This window comes from Arthrobacter sp. yr096 (genome assembly GCF_900108925.1).
Classification (GTDB): Bacteria; Actinomycetota; Actinomycetes; order Actinomycetales; family Micrococcaceae; genus Arthrobacter.
In genome coordinates, this window is record NZ_FNYI01000001.1 from 1,003,232 (window position 1) to 1,022,454 (window position 19,223).

Sequence of the window (19,223 nt, forward strand, 5' to 3'; positions counted from 1 at the left end):
CAGCGAATGGAGCAAGCCTGTGAGCCGTATCATCGCCGGCGTCGCCGGAGGCAACCCGCTGACCAGCGTCCCCGGAACCGCCACACGGCCCACCACGGACAGGGTCAAGGAAGCGCTGTTCTCTCGCCTGGAGTCCTTATCCGTGGTTGATGGTTCCAGGGTCCTGGATCTCTACGCAGGTTCGGGCGCTTTGGGTATTGAGAGTGGCAGCCGCGGTGCGCGCAGCGTGGATCTGGTGGAGTTTGATGCCAAGGCCAGCGATGTTTGTCAACGCAACGCGGATCTGGTGAACCAGATTTTGGGCGGGAAGCGAGTCTCGGTCCACCGCTCCAAAGTGGAGTCGTTCCTGGAACGGGCAGGGGACGCTGAGCTGTGGGATCTGGTTTTCCTGGATCCGCCATACCCCTTGGATGAGCCGGCGCTGAGTGCTGTGCTGGCCAAATTGGCCCCGCACCTGGATGACGCAGCCGTAGTGGTAGTGGAGCGGAGCTCGCGGAGTCCCGAACCCGCCTGGCCTGAGTCCTTGGAATGCTTCGCCGACAAGAAGTATGGCGAGACCAAGTTGTGGTTCGCCGAGCCTGCTTAACCCTTGGGAAAGGCGTGGCCTGTGATCCGGTCAAGGTCCACGCCGGTGAGGATACTGGCAGGATGCGGACCGCGCGCCAGCAGTTCCGTGGTCCACTCCGATGGCCACGGACTCCGGGTGCCCACCAGGACGATGTTGCCGGGGTACCGGCCGGCGAACATGCCCGTTTCCGCAAAGGCGGCGACGTCGGGCATCGCCTGCCGCAGTGCGGCCACCTGGCTGCGCACAAGCGTCAGTGCTGCTTCGTCGCCCACGTTCACGATCAGCACTCCGCGGGGGCTTAGCCGCGCGGCGGCTTCCTCGTAGAATTCCCTGCACGCAATGTGTGCCGGCGCCTCTGGCCCGGAAAAGATATCGAGAATCACGACGTCGAAACGCACGTGGGCGGGGAGCTCCGCCAATGCGTCGCGGGCGTCGCCGATGTGTGTGGTCAGGGCGGTGCCGGCGGGCATGGGCAACTTTTGGAGGACGAAGTCCAGGAGTTCACGCTCAAGCTCAACCGCGTATTGTGCCGAGCCTGGCCGCATGGCCTGGATGTACCGGGCGAGTGTGAGGGCTCCTGCGCCCAGGTGGAGGGCATTGATGGGGCATCCAGGCTCTGCGGCCAGGTCCACCACGTGCCCTATCCTGCGCAGGTACTCGTAAAAGATGTCTGCCGGATCTGCCAGGTTGACGTGCGATTGCTCGGCCCCACCAATGCTGAGGATAAAACTGCCCTCGACGAGCGGGTCTGCGTCGATGGTTGCGTGCTGCCCCGTGGTGCGAAGGAAGCGGCTGGCATGGTGGGCCGGGCCTGCGGGTTTCAGAGCCTGTCCTTGAGCGTGGCGAGGCGTCCGGCAGCTTCTTCCAGGACCTCGGTTTTCTTGCAGAAAGCAAAGCGGAGCAAGCTGCGGGTACGCTCTGCTCCCTCCGGATGGCAAAACACCGGGACGGGAATGGCGGCTACTCCCACCAGTCCCGGCAGCCGCCTTGCGAGGTCCACAGAGTCACGGATGCCAAGAGGCGCCGTGTCGACGTTGATGAAGTATGTCCCGCTCGGGTTATAGACGCCAAAGCCGGCGGCGCGCAGTCCTTCTGCAAGAATGTCGCGTTTGTTGCGGAGCGTGCTGGCGATGCCCGTATAAAACTCATCGGGAAGGCCCAGCCCAACAGCGATGGCGCTCTGGAAGGGCGTACCCGAGCTGTAGGTAAGGAATTGCTTGACGGTGCGCACGGCTGCCACCAAATGCTCCGGCCCGGTGAGCCACCCTATTTTCCAGCCGGTGAAGGAGAACGTCTTTCCGGCAGAAGAGATGGTGATGGTCCGTTCCGCAGCGCCGGGCAGCGACGTGATGGGTATGTGTGCCACGCCGAAGGTCAGATGTTCGTAGACTTCGTCGCTGACAATGATTGCTTGGTATTTGGTAGCCAGGTCCACGATCTTCGCCAGGACAAGTTCCGGGAAGACCGCGCCAGTGGGGTTATGCGGATTGTTAAGGAGTACCACCTTGGTGCGGCTGCTGAAGGCGTCCTCCAATGCCGTGAGATCAGGCATGAAGTCAGGAGCCAGCAGGGGAGCGGTGACGTGTTTGGCTCCAGCCATGCCAATGATGGCTCCGTACGAGTCATAGAAAGGTTCGAACGTCAGGACTTCATCCCCGGGCTGGATAAGGGCGAGCAATGTTGCTGCGATGGCTTCTGTTGCACCGGTGGTGACCAGGACTTCGGTGTCCGGGTCCGGGTTCAGCCCGTAGAAACGGCCCTGGTGGGCTGCGATGGCATCCCGTAGGGCGGGAACGCCTTTGCCGGGTGCGTACTGATTGGCCCCTGAGGCGATGGCTTCCTGGGCGGCAGCCTTGATCTCAGCCGGCCCGTCCTCATCGGGAAATCCCTGGCCCAGATTGATGGAGCCCGTGGACATCGCCAAGGTGGTCATCTCCTCAAAGATGGTTACCCCCAAGTCCCCGTTGGGCGACAGAAGGTTTGCTCCGGTGGCGGCCCGTTGCCATGGTGCGGGACTGCCTGCGCTGGTGCCTGTGCTCATGTCAAGAAAGGGGCTGCTGCTGCCTGCGGATGCCATGTCAGCCATGGTATCCCGGCAACGCTATGGGGTAGGTTCGTCTCATGAGACGCGCGGTATGCCCTGGATCCTTTGACCCTATCCACAATGGACATCTCGAAGTCATCGCCCGGGCTGCCGGCCTGTTTGACGAAGTGATCGTTGCCGTGTCCACGAACTACACCAAGAAGTACCGGTTCAGCCTTGAAGACCGGATGGAAATGGCACGCGAAACCTTGGCTTCCCTGCGCGGAATCATTGTTGAACCGATGGGCGAAGGATTGCTTGCCGAATACTGCCGCCACCGGGGCGTTTCTGCGATCGTCAAGGGTTTGCGCTCGTCCTCGGATTTTGACTACGAGTTGCCCATGGCCACCATGAATCGTCAGCTGACCGGTGTTGAAACAGTGTTCCTTCCGGCCGAGGCCCACTACGTCCATCTGTCCTCAACACTGATCAAAGAGGTTAATGTCCTGGGCGGCGACATCTCGGACTTCGTTCCCAAATCCGTGTTGAAGCGGCTCCTTGCTGGCGAGCCTGCAACGGAACAGCCCCGCAGAGGGTAGGCTTGACCGGTACCTCGCAGCTTCATGCGGAGTGCCCCAAGCTGAAACCACCGCGTGCTTGCGCGCGCCCGGCGTCAGTTTGAGTCCTCAAGCGTGATCAGGCTAAGATGGTACGTCGGTCATATGTTCTACAGGAGTTCTCATTAAGCGAGATGCAAGTTCGCCCTTGGCGCTGGTAGTCAAGGACCTTGGACGCAGTCCAGGGACCATGCGGACACTCAACGAGCATGTACCTGCGCCAAGTGACCTTGGTGTGGCGCTCATTGGCGTAAAGGAAGGCTCGGATATCGAGCTGGATCTTCGCCTTGAGGCCGTACACGAAGGAATTCTGGTATCTGGCTCTGTCCTCGTCGAAGTAACCGGCGAGTGCGGTCGATGCCTGGATCCCCTTGCGTATGACCTTGAGGTCAATGTGCAAGAACTTTTCTTCTATGAAGGTGTTGAGCTTTCAGGCGAAGAAGACGATGAAGAGCAACGTCGAGTCGAGTACGATCTAATCGATCTTGAGCCGGTGTTGCGGGACGCAGTTGTCACTATGCTGCCGTTCCAGCCGGTGTGCCGGGAAGACTGCCAGGGTCTGTGCTCCGAATGCGGAGCGCGCCTGGAAGACGAGCCGGGGCACCACCACGAGGTCATTGACCCTCGCTGGGCTGCCCTAGCTGATCTGGCTAAGACTGACCGGCAAACCGATTAGTAAGTGTTCGTCTAAGAGAGAAATGAGATAGCCGTGGCTGTTCCCAAGCGGAAAATGTCTCGCGCAAATACACGCGCCCGCCGTGCCCAGTGGAAGGCAACTGCCCCCAACTTGGTCAAGACCATCGAAAACGGTCAGGTTGTCTACAGCCTGCCGCACCAGGCAAAGGTCGTCACTGACTCTGCCGGCACCGCGCTGTTCCTTGAATACAAGGGCCGCAAGGTCGCAGACGCCTAATCTGCCGTACAGGCTGACTAAGGATGTCTTCAACTGAAGAGCTTCTGAAGCGTCTCGGTGTCTCGATTGACACCGAGACGCTTCGTCTTGCTCTGACACATCGCTCATACGCGTATGAGAACGGCGGGATTCCCACCAACGAGCGCCTGGAGTTCCTTGGCGACTCCATCCTGGGATTCTCCGTTACGGATTCTCTTTACCGTGAGAATCCCTCGCTTCCGGAGGGCGAGCTTGCCAAGCGGCGTTCCGCCGTCGTCAGCACGCGCGCCCTGGCCGGAATTGGCCGGTCGATCGGCGTTGGGGAGTTCATCTACCTCGGGCAAGGCGAAAAGCTGACCGATGGCAAGAACAAGGCCTCAATCCTGGCTGACACCATGGAAGCGTTGATCGGTGCCACGTACCTCTCGAACGACATCGAGACTGCGCGCCAATTGGTCATGCGCCTGGTAGGACCGCTCCTCAAGGATGCAGGTGCCTTGGGAGCAGGAACCGACTGGAAGACGAGCATTCAGGAACTGACCGCCAGCCGGCAACTTGGGGCCATCCACTACGCCGTAGAAGGTTCGGGACCGGACCACGCCCGCACTTTCGAGGCCGTGCTGAACATCGGTGGGACACCCTATGGCAGGGGTTCCGGCCACTCCAAAAAAGAAGCCGAGCAGGAAGCTGCCGCTGACGCCTGGCGAGCCTTGACGGCCCTGGACGCCACAACTGCCGGTCCTGCTTCCGACTGACTCCCATGCCTGAGCTTCCCGAAGTAGAGGTTGTCCGCCGTGGCCTGGCCCGTTGGGTCCGTGGCCGTTCCATCACTGGCGTTGATGTCCTTGATCCACGTTCCATCCGCAGGCATGCCCTTGGGACGGAAGACTTCGTCGGAAACCTTGAACACGCCACGGTGCAGGATGTCGTCCGTAGGGGCAAATTTCTCTGGTTGCCGCTGGCCATGAACAACACCCTGGAGTCCACTCCTGCAGAACTCCCTAAGGTGGCTCTGATGGCGCATCTGGGGATGAGCGGCCAACTGCTGATGCAGGACCCCCACGTCCAGGACGAGAAGCACCTCAAAGTCAGGATCCGGCTCAGTCCTGCAGAAGGTATGCCGGAGCAACTGCGGTTCGTCGACCAGCGTATATTCGGCGGCCTGTTCGTCACGTCCTTGGTGCCGACGCCCGACGGTGGGCCAGGTGGGCTGGGCGAAACGCCGCTGCCCGAAATCGCCGAGGAAGCTTCCCATATTGCCAGGGACCCGCTGGACCCATACTTCTCGTTTGAGGACTTCTACCGCAAGGTCAAGAGTCGGAAGACCGGACTGAAACGGGCGTTGCTGGACCAATCAGTCATTTCGGGCATAGGCAATATCTATGCCGATGAAGCCCTGTGGCGTGCGCGCCTTCATTACGCCAGGGCGACGGATACCTTGCGCCGTCCCGATGCCGAGCGGTTGGTGGAGGCGGTCAAGGATGTCATGAACGCTGCGTTGGCCGCTGGAGGGACAAGTTTTGATTCGCTGTATGTGAACGTCAACGGCGATTCGGGGTACTTTGCGCGGTCCCTCAACGCCTATGGGCGGGCCGGAGAATTGTGTGGCCGCTGTGAGGAAATGGGCCTGCACAGCATCATGAAGAGGGAACAGTTCATGAACCGCTCTTCCTACACTTGCCCCGTCTGCCAGCCGCGGCCACGGAACGGACGTTGGTAGAGCCAAAACTGTTCCCGAATCCGGGTGGCAATGGCAGACTGTCCCCATGAACAGCTTGGCGCTTCGAATCGCCATCGCGCAGGCCAACGCCACCACAATGTGGGTGGCGTCAGTTCTACCTGTGACACTTCCTGAATACGCGTCCACCTTTCCCCTGAGCGGCCCTTCCGGATCAGGTAAGCCATGATGGCGCGGCGGCTGGTCATCGCGGGTATTTGCCTTGCCGTGCTGATTGCCGCCGTCGCCATAGTGCTGGACCAGATGGCAAAGCCGGGTGCCACCTCCGCGCAGAGCCCGCCATCCTCCAGTTCAAGCCCGGGTGCCACTCCTTCGGGCGCCGGCACGTCTACGTCCGGCAGTACGGCGTCGGGAGCTGAGGGCAGTGGAACCGGTACCGGCGGGACCGAAACAAACGGAACCGGGAACGACGACGGCGGAGGTTCCGGACCTTCCACCGCCAAACCGCTGGAGGTCCTCCCGCCGGTAACTGCCACCCCCACGGGATTACCTGCACCGACGGCGCCTGCCCCGCTCATCACAGGCGCGCTCCCGGCAGCTGGCAGTGCGTCAGGTGAAATGGTGGACGGCTGGCCTGACGGAGTCCTCACTCTGCCCTCCGGGACCACCATAGGATCTACCTCCGTGTCGACGTCGGGCAATATCCTCCAAGTGACTGCGGACGGTATCCTTGCCAAACCGCGGGCCGAGGTCCTCGATTTCTTCCGTCAATCCCTGGTTTCGCACGGCTTCTGGTCGGAGGAAGCCCCCGCTGCGCAGGACGCTGTAGCCGCTCGATTTGTGCGGGGGACGGACTCCGTGACGGTTTCAGTGTCCACCACGGGGACAGGCAGCTCGCGCTTCCAGCTGCTGGGCAGCCTTCACACTACGGCGGGCTAGGGGCATCCATGTACATTTCGCTTTCGGACCGCAGCGGCGGTAAACGCGACAAGCCACAGGGCAACGGAACGGCACTGGCAAGCGAGGTGCCGTTCCGTTTGTCCCCTGTCATCCTGTGGCTGGGCATCGTGAGCATGGTGACTGATGTGTCCTCCGAGTCCGTTACGGCAATCCTTCCCCTGTACGTGACCGGGTTCCTGGGGCTGTCCACCATCGCTTTTGGATTCATTGACGGTATTAATCAAGGTGCCAGCGCCATCGTCCGGATCGCTGCCGGCTGGGCTGCGGATCGCAGCGGCCACCCCAAACGGATCGCCTTGGCCGGCTACGGACTATCCATGCTCGCCAGGATCGGGTTCCTCTTCGCAGGGGGATTCTGGGCGATCGCCGCCATCGTGACGGGGGACCGGATTGGCAAGGGGATTCGCACGGCTCCCCGGGACGCTCTCATATCAGTGTCCGCGCAGCCTGAACATTTAGCCCGGTCCTTCGGCGTGCACCGAATGCTGGACAACATCGGGGCTGCGGCCGGCCCGTTGATTGCCTTTTTTGTGTTGTTAATGATTCCACAAGGCTTCAGCACTGTTTTTGTGGTGTCATTGGCGTTCGCCGTGATCGGCGTCGCCGTTTTGGCTTTGGTTGTGCCTGACATCCAGGCCCGGGGACTGAAAACTGCCGGCGGACGGGAGGGGCGCAGGCTTTTCGCTTTTTCCTGGAGCCATCTCAAGGAACCTGGGCTGGGCAAGCTGCTGATTGCTGCCGGGCTCCTGGGACTGGTGACCATTGGCGATGGGTTCATTTACTTGGTGTTGCAAGCCAGGGATTCGTTTGCCGTCCAGTGGTTCCCGCTGTTGTTTGTGGGTACCAACGTAGTGTTCCTGGCGCTGGCCATTCCGCTGGGACGGCTCGCGGACCGGGTGGGCAAGGTTCCGGTGTTCATTGGCGGGCACCTCGCCTTACTGATCACGTATTTGCTGGCGGCGGCCCCCTTTGGCGGGCTGTGGGGAACCGTGGGCTGCCTGGTTCTGCTGGGGGCGTTCTACGCAGCAACCGACGGCGTCCTGGCCGCCTTGGCCAGCCAGTTGACACCACCTGGCAAGCTTGCCACGGGTATCGCCTCGGCGCAGACCGTGGTGGCGTTGAGCCGCATGACCGCCTCCGCGGGTTTCGGCGTTCTCTGGTATGCCGTGGGTGCATCCACGGCAATGATCGTGGCCGGTGCCTTGCTGGCCTGTGCCTTGGTTGCTGTGGCGCTCATCCTGCGTGGTACAAAGTCCGGTCCCCGCAGCGACCTGGGCGGAGGGGCATGAGCGGAACCCTGGCTGCCGGCAAAACCAAGTGGGGAATTCTCCTGGCCGTGACAGCCATTGTTCTGGTGGCGGCCGGCATTTATGCCGTGGGAGCCTACCAGCGCTTTGAGGAGAGCCGTACCGCAGCCTCGTCAGTGGGTGTTACGGCGGGCCAACCGCTTCCGGGCGTGCCATTCGTCCTGTTCCGGAATACAGCATCGGGCCAGGGCTATGGCAACGCGGCAACCGTGCCGCTGAGTGCTCCGAGCGGCACCAGGGCCGTCAGCGACCAAGAGTGTGACCGCGTCTATGGAACCCATGAAACAGTGGTGTGCCTCAAGACAAACCGGGGCCTGGTCACAGCTTTCGAAGCGGCTGTGCTGAACAGCGATTGGCAACAACAGCGGACCTGGCCTGTCCCGGGCATTCCCAGCCGGACCCGGATCAGTCCGGACGGGTCCATGATTGCCACCACGGTGTTTGTCACCGGGCACTCGTACGCAACAGCGGGCTTTTCCACGGCGACGGAGATCACCCTGCCGGGTGGGACCTCCGGAAACCTTGAGGACTTCGCCCTCATGGTGAATGGGGAGCGCCTGGTCTCTACGGACAGGAACATTTGGGGTGTCACGTTCGCTCCGGGCCAGAGTGATGTCTTCTACGCCACCGCTGCGTCATCGGGCCGGATCTGGCTGGTCCGTGGGAGCCTTTCGGCGAGGACCCTCACGGCCATGCACGACAATGTGGAGTGCCCGTCGATATCGCCGGACGGAACCCGGATTGCCTTCAAGAAGAACGACGGCGGGGCGTTGGCTGCGCACTGGAAAGTCGCTGTGCTTGACCTCGCTACGGGACAGGAAACGGTCCTGTCGGAAAAGCGAAGCGTGGATGACCAGATTGAATGGTTGGACGACCACAACCTGCTTTACGGTTTGGCGGATGAGGCTGTTGAAGGGGACAGCAACATCTGGAAACTGGGGACCGAAGCAGCGTCGCAGCCCAGCCTGTTCATCGCCCATGCGTGGTCGCCCAGCGTAGTGCGCTGACCGGAGGCGGAGCAGCCGGCCCGCGACAACACAACTCCGCTGGCGCCCGGCCCGGAGTTCGGGGGCAGTGCGCCAGCGGAGCCAGCCTTTACCTTCGGGTCAGCAGAGCCCGAGCAACCCGCAGAGCAGCCCACCGGATTGTGTGGGGCTGGGCGACGGACTCGGAGTTGCCGTTGCCGTCGCCGTTGGTGACGGTGTAGGCGTCGGGGTTGCCGTTGCCGTTGGTGTAGGTGACGGAGCCGGTGCAGCCAGCTGTTGTGCCGGCGCTGTGGTGGAGTACACCACATCCACAAAGTAGTTCGTGGCATTCCAGGAGCTGGTCGGCATGACCCCGCCAGTGCCATACCGGTAGCGTCCGTTATTTGGGCCGCTGGCTGTGAATACTCCGCTGGTGTATGTCTGGTTGAAGAACCCAGAGGTGTAGGAGTAGCGGCCATTGGGTGCTCTGTACGAGACGACGTAGGTTTGGCCCGTCACCAACGCCACAGGGGTTGCCAACGTAGCGGTCTGCCAGCCAGTGGGTGTTTCATTGGTAAAGGTCACCTGGGCCAGGCGTGTGCCTGCCGAGTTCCAGAGCGATCCCACGTGGGTTCCGGTATTGCCGGTCCCTTTGTAGAAACGGATGCCCGTGACGTTCCCGGCCTGCGAAACGGTGAAGGCAGTCCCCAGTTCAACGGACAAGATATCGGGTGCCGATAGCGTCTGGGGTGTCAGAGCGCCGAAGATGGTGGATACCTGGACGGCCGGTGCAGCGGTGGTGAATTGCCAGTTGGTAGTGGGGAACGCATGCCCCTGTTGGGAGACAACGTTAGCCACGCTGGCGGAAATCACCGTGCTGTTGGGAAGAGGTGCGGCAGGGGTGAACGTGACGGACTTGCTGTCCGCAGAGAGGGCTGCTGTGCCGGCCACAGAGGCGCCGTTGGCCGTCAGAGTAAACGACGAGCCCGTATTGATGGCGGAGGAGAACGTTATGGATGGCTTCACATCCGTCGGAATCCCGGTGGCACCTGGGGCGGGAACTTGCTCGGACACCGTCAGTGGCGGTGTTGAGGTAGCGAAGACCAGGTCCACCAGGTAACTGGCAGTGGACGTGGCATTGGGGAAATCGCTGTTATAGGCGAAGGCCCCCGAATCCGCGTCGGTGCGCAGTGGCCCACTGGTGAAGCCGGCACCAAACCCTCCGGCAGTGTAGGAGTACTTACCCGTCGGAGCCTTGTAGGCTGCTACGTACTCCGTGTCGGCCTCGATATTCACTGGCTGGCTGAAGGAAGCGGTCTGCCAACCAGAACTGGATTCATTGGTGAAGGTGACTGTGGCCAGGAGTTGACCGGTGGCCGTGTAGAGCGATCCAGTGTGTGTTCCTGTGTTGCCGGCCGCCTTGTAGAAGCGCACACCGGTTACCTGGCCAGCCGTATCACTGGCAAACCGGACCCCAAGTGACAACGGCACGCCGTCGTTGGCGTCAGGCGTCGTGGGCGTCACTGTGTCCTGGTAGAGCGTGCAGGGGCACACGCCAGGCGTCCTGGGAGCCGGAACTGTGGTGAAGCTCCAGGTGCCACCAGCCGTCATCGGCTGCCCGGACACTGATGTTGCCGTCACCGTTGCCGTGTAGGACGTCCCTGCAGTGAGTGCCGCAGTGGGCGTGAAGGTGACCTTACGGCTCGTAGCGTCGTAGCTGGATGTCCCGGCTACGGCAGCTCCGCTGGTGACCTTCAATGCCATGGTGACGCTCGACGCAACGGCGGCCTCCGACAGCACGGCACTGACAGCAGTGTTGAGGGGAACGCTGGACGCATTCGGCAACGGCGAATGCGAACCCACCGTGAACGGGGTGTTCGGTACAGTGACCACCACGTCCACCAGATAGCTGGCTGTGGACCGCGAGGACGCAAAGTCGCCGCTGTACGTGTAGGCGCCAGCGTCAGACGCTGCCCGGAGCGGTCCTACGCTCATGCCGGAACCGAAACCGTTGGCAGTTGCCGAATACGTTCCGGTCAGGGACTTGTAGGACACGATGTATTCGGTATTGGCAGCCATCTGGACTGGTTGGCTGAACATGGCAGTCTGCCACCCGGACGCACTCTCGTTGGTGAACGCCACCGTGGCCAACTGCTGGCCGGTGGCCGAGTACAGGGCGCCGTTGTGGGTGCCCGTGTTTCCAGCGGACTTGTAGAAGCGAACACCCAGCACCTCGCCCGCGGACACGCTGGAGAATCTCACACCCAGGGTCACGGGCACGCCCTCACGGAGCTCCGCGATTCCCGGGGTCACCGAGTCGTCAAAAAGGCTGCAGGGGCAGGAACCCGGCACAGGCAGGGTGGCGGCGGTGGTGAAGGACCAGGTCCCGCCTGCTGTCACGGGACCACCGACAGAGTCGGTGCCGGCCAACGTCGCCGTGAATTGGGTACTGAACGCCAAGGCGCTCGACGGCGTGAAGGTCGCCCGCCGCGTGGCGGCGTCATACGCTGTGGTTCCCGCCACTGGACCCGTTGGGGACTGCAACGTGAGTTGGACGCTGGCTGCCGTAACAGGCTTGGAGAATACAGCGCTGACCTTCGTATTGACTGACACGCTGGACGAAGACGGGATGGGCGTGTGGCCCGAGACCGTCATGGGCGAGCTGTCAACGGTGCTGAACAGGGCATCGGCAAAGTAGTTTCCGCCGTTGTAGCTGGTGGTCGGGAAGCCTTGGGACGTGCTGTACACGCCGGCCGGTTCGGCGCCGAAGCCACCGGCCACCTTCAGCGGGGCATCCGTGGAACCAAAGCTCGCCCATTGATAGTCCTTGGTGGCGTAGTGGCCGTTGGGTGCCCAATAGGAGGCTGTGTACTTTTGCCCGGCCGCTACAGGCACTGCCTGGCTGAACAGGGCCGTTTGCCAACCGGAAGCAGTCTCGTTGGTGAACGTCGTTGTCGCCAGGCGCTCGCCGGTGGAGCTCCACAGGGATCCGGTGTGGGTTCCTGTATTGGCTGTGCTCTTGTAGAAGCGGACACCTGTGATGAAGCCGTCCACTGACGGGGTGAAACGCAGGCCCATCTCGTAAGCGCCGCCATCGCCGGAGTCCTTGACCACTGGAATGGTCTGGCCGAAGACGCTGTACGGGCCGCTAAGGGTGATGCTCCTGGTCACGGCCGTTCCGATGTTGGCGCTGTCGTCAATGGCCCGCGCCTGAACGGTGGCCGTCGTGAGGCCCTTCTGGATGTAGGTGTAGGTCCACGTCTGCTTTCCCTGTGCAGGGTGCCAGGTGGCACCCCCATCAGTGGAGACTTCGACGCCGGCCACCACACCGCCAACATCGGCGGCAGTTCCGGTCACGGTAACGCTGCTGCCGTGTGCCACGGTGGCTCCGGTGGCGGGAGCAGAGATGGCCACTGTTGGTTTGGTGGTGTCAGTGCTCGCTACGGCAGCAACCAGTCCGGCTGCCCTGGTTGCCGGTTGCGCGCCCATATCGGCCAGCAGGTTGACCTGCGCCTGCCGCATCCGGACATCGGCAGGTGCGCCATCGCCGTCGTGCTCCTGGTCCAGGCCCCACGTCCACTGGACGCTTCCGGCGGAAAAGACCAAAGCGCCACTGGCTGCCTTGTAGAGGGTCACGTTGTGGGTAGTGCTTCCTGGTGCCACGGTATTGCCGAAGTCCTGAAGGTACTCGGGCACGCTGCCAACAGTGGTGGAGAGCCGGATGAGCCCCGCCGGCCGGAAGCCATTGTCCAGGTCTTCATTGGATTCGTAGCCCACGGTGTGTGCCGCAAGGGCTGCAGAAGACCCTGCAGGCAACGATGCAAGGGTGGTGTTTCGCCAGAGCCTGGTCTTCCCTTCGTCCGCTTTGACAGTGATGGGCAGGTCCGAGTGGTTGGACATGTACATGGTGCCGGTCAGGCCATTCTCCGGCAGCCCGCCGCCATTGGCCTGGGAGGCAAAGCGCGGGTCGCGCCAAGTGCCTGTCCACTGGGCGCTGGGATCAATCTTGGCGTTGCCCCAGGTTTCCTTGTAGCAAGTGAGCGTCCGGTTGGCGGCGCCGTCCACCGTTGAGGGTTCAAAGCGGGTACGCCAGTACATCTCGTTGCCCGACAGGAATTGCAGGTTCACCCCGGCGTCCCGGGCAGCAGTGACGTTGGCCCGTTGGGGGCCGGACCAATACTCGTCGTGCCCGACGGACAGGAACACCTTGTGGTTCAGCAATTCCGCGCCGCTGCGATCGGTATCAAGGCCGCTGATATAGCTGACGTCATAACCGTTCTGTTCCAGGAAGCGAACCATGGGGTACTCATTGGAGAAGTAGAAGTCGCGGCCACCGGGGCCGTCCCTGGTTGCCATGGGACGGTTGTAACTGACTTTGTAGGACCGGCCGTTAGCGGCACCCTGGTAGAAGTCCGAGCCGCCGTAGGTGTTGTAGGCCTGCCAGGTCTGGTCAGCGGTCTGGAAGACGACGGCGGAACGGTTGCCGTCGTTGCGCACGACGAACGTGATGTGGCTCTTCGCTCCCGTGTCAGGGCGCGTGAGCAGCGCAATGTAAACGCCGGACACAGCCGTAGCCGGTACCTGCCACGTTGCAGACACCGCCCACGTACCGCAGTCATAGAGTTCGGTGCTCACGTCAGTCCGGCAAGCGGGCTGGTTCTGGCGGAGGACCGACGGCGTCACATCGGCGATCTTCCGGGCCCCGTTGCCGCCGTACCAGCCTGTCCGGTAGATGCCAATGGTGTACGTGAGCGCATTTGTGTCCACCTTGAAGCGGATGGGCTGCCCGGCGTTGACGCTGATCTCAGTGGAGAAGCCCTGGATACTGTCGTCGCCGGCACCGTTGATGTCCCACTCGGAGGGCGGACTTCCGGTTTTGGAGTTCTCGCACGCCACCAGGTTCACCACCGGATCGCAAGGACCGGCAGCCACTGCAGGGCCTGCGGTGAGGGGAAGCAAAGCCGCCACCATGGAAATCACCAAAGGCACAAGGAGTCCCTTGAGGCTTCGCTGGGGTCGGGTAGCTGAAGGACCGGGCATCAGAACTCCTGGAGTGGTACGCCAATTGCTTAGACGGGCCCGCCGATTTCCGTGCACGGTCCCTGCTTGTCGCTCCCCAGCCAGGGTCAAACCAAGATCTTCAGTTGTGTAACTCAGGGTTTCTGCACTTGGGGTCGTCGTTCCGAAGATCGGGACCGGATCCGGAAGGGACGGAACAGAAGTTCACGCCATTGCCGGATCACCGGAACGATAAGGCCAAGTAGCCCTTGGCAGGAGTGTAGGGGTGCAGCCTGCCGCCCGCAAGGCGTTCCGGCATCAGATCCGTAGATTTCCATCAAACGGCAGTAGATTTAGGGGATACAACCACCCGGGCCACCCAGGAGAACCGAAGCGCCTTGCACCTTAAAAGTCTGACTGTCCGAGGATTCAAGTCGTTCGCGTCGGCCACGACGTTCGACTTCGAGCCCGGCGTCACTGCCGTCGTAGGACCCAACGGATCGGGCAAATCCAACGTGGTGGATGCGCTGGCCTGGGTCATGGGGGAGCAGGGCGCCAAGACCCTGCGCGGCGGAAAAATGGAAGATGTCATCTTCGCCGGCACCTCCGGCAGGGCACCGTTGGGCCGCGCCCACGTGTCCCTGACCATAGACAATGCCGACAATGCGCTCCCCATCGAATACAGCGAAGTCACCATCTCCCGGACACTCTTCCGTACCGGGGGATCCGAATACGCCATCAATGGCGCACCGTGCCGTCTCCTCGATATCCAGGAACTCTTGTCAGACTCCGGCCTTGGCCGGGAAATGCACGTCATCGTGGGGCAGGGCCAACTTGACCGCGTCCTGCACGCTACCCCCGAGGACCGCCGGGGATTCATTGAGGAAGCTGCGGGAATTCTCAAGCATCGCCGCCGCAAGGAAAAGACCGTCCGCAAGCTGGAAGCAATGCAGGCCAACCTTGCACGGCTCGGAGACCTCACAGCTGAGATCCGGCGCCAACTCACTCCACTGGGCAAGCAGGCAGAAATAGCGCGGCGCGCCCAGACGGTTCAATTCGATGTACGCGATGCCCGGGCCCGCCTCCTTGCCGACGACCTCGTGCAGCTCACAACCAGCCTCGAACAGGACGTTGCCGACGAAGCTGCGCTCAAGGAACGCCGTGTGGTGGTCGAAACCGGGCTGGGAGTGGGACGGCGTCGCCAGGCAGCCTTGGAGCAGCAGGCCGCCCAAGCCACCCCGCGCCTCAACGCAGCACGCGACCATTGGTACCAGCTTTCAGCAGCCCGGGAGCGCCTGAGATCACTGGGCTCGCTGGCCTCTGAACGCCGCAGGCTCCTCGGGTCCTCGGAGGCCACCCCAGACACCGGCCGTGATCCCGAACAGCTTGAGCGCCAGGCCGTCCGGGTTCGGGAAGAGCAGTCGGCTTTGGAACACGACATCCTGGCAAAACAGGCTGCACTCCTTGAAGCAACGGTCGCGAAGGACGGGGCAGAGGCGCTCGCAGCTGCCGAGGACAAGCGGCTGACCGCCATGTTGAGGGCAGCCGCCGATCGGCGTGAAGGCCTGGCCAGGCTGGCCGGTCAGGTTGCCGCCGCTCGATCCCGTGCCGAGGCCGCCGAAGCCGAACGCGGCCGCCTCCGCGAATCACTTGCATCGGGCGACGAACGGCGCCGCAAGGCCCAGAGCGAGTTCACAGCCCTCGAATCCCAGGTGGCCGGCGTCGAAGATGGCGAAGAGAGCCTCGATGCTGAGTATGAGAATGCCAACGATGTCCTGGATGCTGTCCTCGCCGAAATCGAGGAATTGAAAACTTCCGAGGCCGAAGCTGTCCGCGAAAGGGACGCCCTCACGGCGCGCCGTGACGCGCTGCAACTGGGACTCAACCGGAAGGACGGCTCTGGCAGCATCCTCACAGCCGACGGCATCCTGGGGCCCTTGGCCGCGTTGATAGCAATCGAGCCTGGCTACGAGGCGGCCATAGCTTCCGCTCTGGGAAGCGCCTCGGATGCTTTGGTGGTCGCCGGCCCGAAGGCCGCCGTCGCAGCCATCCAGTCGTTGAAGGATGACGACGCCGGCAGGGCAGCTTTGCTTCTGGGCGGCGGTTCCGTTGTGAATGACGAACGGCACGCTGTATCAGAGCTGCCCCCCGGCGGACGTTGGGCAGTCGACGTCGTGAAGATCGCTGATCCATCCGCCCAAGGTGCCTTGGCGCTGCTGGCCCGCACCGTCGTCGTCGATGATCTTGAGGCAGCCGCAGAGCTCGTCGGGGATCATCCGGAGGTCAGGGCTGTCACCCGGGAGGGTGACGTCGTTACCCATGTGACCATCATGGGCGGCTCGGCCACCGCTCCATCGCTGCTTGAAGTCCAGGCAGCAGTGGACGACGCCGTTGCCAGGCTTCAGGAGGTCACAGCCCGCCTGGAACGTGGGCGGTTCGCCTTGGCAGGAGCTCAAGCCCGCCGCGACGAAGCACAGGACCGGGCCGATGCCGCGCTGGAGCGGTTGCACGAATCCGACGCCAGGCTTGCCGCTGTGGCGGAACGTCTGGGCCATCTCAACTCCCTGCTGCGCAGTGCAGTGGGAGAAAGCGAAAGGCTTGCCGCCTCCATGGCGAAGGCTGAAGCGAATATCGCCGAGGCCCAACTTGACCTTGAAGTCGCCGCGGAGCGTCTGGCTGCTGCACAGGAGGCCCCGGACGAGGAACCATCAACGGATCAGAGGGATGAACTCGGAGTTCGGGCAAGGGCCGCCCGGGCGCTTGAAACAGAGGCCCGTCTGGCACTTCGTACAGCGGAAGAGCAGTTGGGTGCCATCAGTAATCGAGCGGCATCGCTGGAACGGGCAGCAGCTACGGAACGACGCGCCCGTGAAGAGGCGGCACGCAGGGCGCAGCGACGACGTGCCCAGGCACAGCGCGCCGCGGCCGTAGCCTCGGCCGCAGAACAGACACTGAAGTTCCTCGATATCTCCGTGGAACTGGCCGGCTGGGAGCGCGACCTCGCGGAACAAACCCGGGAGCAACTGGAGAAAGAACTGGCAGAGGTCCGTTCCGGGAACGATGCCCTCGCCCGGGAACTCGCAGACCTGACCGATTCCGTGCATCGCGATGAGATGGCGCGAACCCAGCAGCGGTTGCGCATTGAAGCCCTGGAGGCACGGTCCATCGAAGAACTGGGTCTCTCTGCTGAGCAGCTTGTGGCCGATTACGGTCCGGACCAACCCGTGCCGCTTCCTGCCGGAACCACCACCGACAAGTGGGCTGAGCTCCGCGCACCAGTGGATGAGAACGGAGACCCTGTGGTTGAAGGGGTTCCGTTCGTCCGCGCTGAGCAGGAAAAACGGCTCAAGAAAGCTGAACGGGACCTCGCGGCGCTGGGCAAGGTCAACCCGCTGGCGCTCGAAGAGTTTGCCGCCCTGGAGGAACGGCATCAATTCCTCAGTTCCCAGCTGGAAGACCTGAAGTCCAGCCGGAAGGATCTCCTGGACATCATCAAAGAGGTGGACAACCGCGTTCAGCAGGTCTTCACGGAGGCCTTTGCCGATACCTCGGCCCAGTTCGACCACGTCTTCGCCAGGCTTTTTCCTGGTGGCGAGGGCAGGCTGGTGCTTACTGACCCGGACGACATGCTGACCACTGGAATCGAAGTGGAGGCCAGGCCGGCAGGCAAGAAGATCAAGAGGCTTTCGCTCCTCTCCGGCGGTGAGCGCTCCCTGACCGCAGTGGCACTCCTGGTGGCGATCTTCAAGGCACGGCCGTCGCCGTTTTATGTCATGGACGAAGTGGAGGCAGCGTTGGATGACACCAACCTCGGCCGGCTCATCACTATTTTCGAAGAATTGCGGGAGTCCAGCCAGCTGATCGTGATCACCCACCAAAAGCGCACCATGGAAGTCGCCGACGCGCTTTATGGCGTGACCATGAGGGGCGATGGCGTCTCCACCGTCATCAGCCAGAGGCTCGGTGCCGGGGCTTAGCTTTATGAGAAGGTAGGGGAGTGAACGATTTCCTACCCATAATTCTGTCCATTCTCGCTGCGCTCGTGGTGGTCGGCGGACTCGTGCCGGTACTCCTGAAGGCCCGGAAGTCCGGCGCCAAGTACCCAGGAACGCGGGATGCGAACGACCCCCTCCAGTCATCGGCAGCAGGCGGCGGAACCCTTGTGGAGGACCGCCCGGACGCGGTGAAGGCGCCGGCCCCAACTTTTGACGGAACCGTCGAAGGCACGGATGTGCCGGACGACGCCGCCGGGCTCGAAACCATCGCGATTGATACTCCGGCTCCGGTGGAGGGTCGCCTGACGCGCCTCCGCGCGCGCCTGATCAAATCCAACAACATCCTCGGCAAGGGCCTCCTTGCCTTGTTGTCCGGCGACAAGATCGACGAAAACGTGTGGGATGAGGTGGAAGAGACCCTCTTGCTGGCCGATCTCGGTACAGAACCCACCATGCAGCTGGTTGATGCCCTGCGGGAGCGCGTCAAGGTGCTGGGCACCCGCAGCCCCGAAGACGTCAAGGCCATGCTTCGTGAAGAACTCATCAAGCTCGTTGATCCCACCATGGACCGGTCACTGAATGTGGAGCGAAAGGCGGACCGGCCCGCCGTCGTGCTTGTTGTGGGTGTGAACGGCGTGGGCAAGACCACCACCGTCGGCAAGCTGGCACGTGTCCTGGTGGCGGAAGACAAGGATGTCCTGTTGGGCGCTGCTGATACGTTCCGCGCGGCAGCGGCAGAGCAATTGGCGACGTGGGGCCAGCGGGTGGGCGTCCCCACCGTTAAGTCCGACATCGACGGCGCCGACCCCGCCTCTGTAGCCTACGAGGCCGTGAAGGCCGGTATCGACCAGGAAGTCGACGTAGTCATGGTGGACACCGCGGGCCGCCTCCAGAACAAGACGGGCCTGATGGACGAGCTCGGCAAGGTCAAGCGGGTCATCGAGAAGCTGGCAGAGGTTGATGAAGTACTGTTGGTCCTGGACGCCACAACAGGCCAAAACGGCCTGAACCAGGCACGCGTTTTCGCCGAGGTAGTCAATATCACGGGCATTGTGCTGACCAAGCTGGACGGAACCGCCAAGGGCGGCATTGTTGTGGCTATCCAGAAGTCACTGGGTGTCCCGGTGAAACTCATTGGCTTGGGCGAAGGCCCGGACGATCTTGCACCGTTCGACGCCGAAAGCTTTGTGGACGCGCTCCTCAACTAGCGCTCCAGCTAC

At 62.5% G+C, this 19,223-nt stretch carries 14 protein-coding genes; 11 read left to right on the forward strand and 3 right to left on the reverse strand.

Translation table 11 applies throughout. From position 1 onward, the window contains the following. Window positions 1–19 precede the first annotated feature (19 nt). On the forward strand, window positions 20–586 hold the full coding sequence (gene rsmD / locus BMY91_RS04685) for a 16S rRNA (guanine(966)-N(2))-methyltransferase RsmD (protein WP_090818885.1): 567 nt from the start codon (window positions 20–22) through the stop codon (window positions 584–586). On the opposite strand, the gene BMY91_RS04690 is transcribed toward rsmD, so the two are convergent. Both BMY91_RS04690 and BMY91_RS04695 read right to left on the reverse strand, forming a co-directional pair. Further along, window positions 583–1,392, reverse strand: coding sequence for a spermidine synthase (locus tag BMY91_RS04690; protein ID WP_175538598.1), 810 nt, complete (start codon window positions 1,390–1,392; stop codon window positions 583–585). The genes rsmD and BMY91_RS04690 overlap by 4 nt on opposite strands. After that, on the reverse strand, window positions 1,389–2,654 hold the full coding sequence (locus BMY91_RS04695; RefSeq protein WP_090818888.1) for an aminotransferase class I/II-fold pyridoxal phosphate-dependent enzyme: 1,266 nt from the start codon (window positions 2,652–2,654) through the stop codon (window positions 1,389–1,391). The genes BMY91_RS04690 and BMY91_RS04695 overlap by 4 nt, the downstream gene beginning before the upstream one ends. Window positions 2,655–2,689: 35 nt before the next feature. Between BMY91_RS04695 and coaD the strand changes: the two genes are divergently transcribed. The 8 genes from coaD to BMY91_RS04735 all read left to right on the forward strand — a co-directional run bounded on the left by coaD (window position 2,690) and on the right by BMY91_RS04735 (window position 9,052). Further along, on the forward strand, window positions 2,690–3,190 hold the full coding sequence (gene coaD / locus BMY91_RS04700) for a pantetheine-phosphate adenylyltransferase (RefSeq protein ID WP_090818893.1): 501 nt from the start codon (window positions 2,690–2,692) through the stop codon (window positions 3,188–3,190). Window positions 3,191–3,356: 166 nt separating this feature from the next. Next, on the forward strand, window positions 3,357–3,884 hold the full coding sequence (locus tag BMY91_RS04705; protein ID WP_090818898.1) for a YceD family protein: 528 nt from the start codon (window positions 3,357–3,359) through the stop codon (window positions 3,882–3,884). Window positions 3,885–3,917: 33 nt separating this feature from the next. Next, window positions 3,918–4,121: a 50S ribosomal protein L32 gene (gene rpmF / locus BMY91_RS04710; RefSeq protein WP_090818901.1), complete on the forward strand. Its 204-nt coding sequence runs from the start codon at window positions 3,918–3,920 to the stop codon at window positions 4,119–4,121. Window positions 4,122–4,144: 23 nt separating this feature from the next. Further along, window positions 4,145–4,855: a ribonuclease III gene (gene rnc / locus BMY91_RS04715; RefSeq protein ID WP_090818904.1), complete on the forward strand. Its 711-nt coding sequence runs from the start codon at window positions 4,145–4,147 to the stop codon at window positions 4,853–4,855. 5 nt (window positions 4,856–4,860) lie between these two features. Continuing rightward, a complete protein-coding gene (gene mutM / locus BMY91_RS04720; protein WP_090818907.1) occupies window positions 4,861–5,820 on the forward strand; it encodes a bifunctional DNA-formamidopyrimidine glycosylase/DNA-(apurinic or apyrimidinic site) lyase in 960 nt (319 codons plus the stop codon). 183 nt (window positions 5,821–6,003) lie between these two features. Continuing rightward, window positions 6,004–6,717 carry a hypothetical protein gene (locus tag BMY91_RS04725; protein WP_090818910.1) on the forward strand — a complete coding sequence of 238 codons (714 nt, stop codon included), beginning with the start codon at window positions 6,004–6,006 and terminating at the stop codon, window positions 6,715–6,717. A gap of 8 nt (window positions 6,718–6,725) precedes the next feature. Next, the gene (locus tag BMY91_RS04730; RefSeq protein WP_371261012.1) at window positions 6,726–8,027 is read left to right on the forward strand and encodes an MFS transporter; all 1,302 of its coding nucleotides are present in this window, start codon (window positions 6,726–6,728) and stop codon (window positions 8,025–8,027) included. Next, window positions 8,024–9,052, forward strand: a complete 1,029-nt coding sequence (locus BMY91_RS04735) for a TolB family protein (RefSeq protein ID WP_090818913.1) — start codon at window positions 8,024–8,026, stop codon at window positions 9,050–9,052. The genes BMY91_RS04730 and BMY91_RS04735 overlap by 4 nt, the downstream gene beginning before the upstream one ends. A gap of 99 nt (window positions 9,053–9,151) precedes the next feature. Here the strand turns inward: BMY91_RS04735 and BMY91_RS04740 are convergent, their stop codons facing one another. Beyond that, window positions 9,152–14,050: a DUF4082 domain-containing protein gene (locus BMY91_RS04740; RefSeq protein WP_090818916.1), complete on the reverse strand. Its 4,899-nt coding sequence runs from the start codon at window positions 14,048–14,050 to the stop codon at window positions 9,152–9,154. A gap of 356 nt (window positions 14,051–14,406) precedes the next feature. Here BMY91_RS04740 and smc point away from each other — a divergent pair, with 356 nt between their 5' ends. Both smc and ftsY read left to right on the forward strand, forming a co-directional pair. Further along, window positions 14,407–17,985 carry a chromosome segregation protein SMC gene (gene smc, locus BMY91_RS04745; protein ID WP_177179840.1) on the forward strand — a complete coding sequence of 1,193 codons (3,579 nt, stop codon included), beginning with the start codon at window positions 14,407–14,409 and terminating at the stop codon, window positions 17,983–17,985. 20 nt (window positions 17,986–18,005) lie between these two features. Next, entirely contained in the window at window positions 18,006–19,211 is a 1,206-nt protein-coding gene (gene ftsY, locus BMY91_RS04750; RefSeq protein ID WP_090818919.1) for a signal recognition particle-docking protein FtsY, read from the forward strand. Window positions 19,212–19,223: the final 12 nt, after the last annotated feature.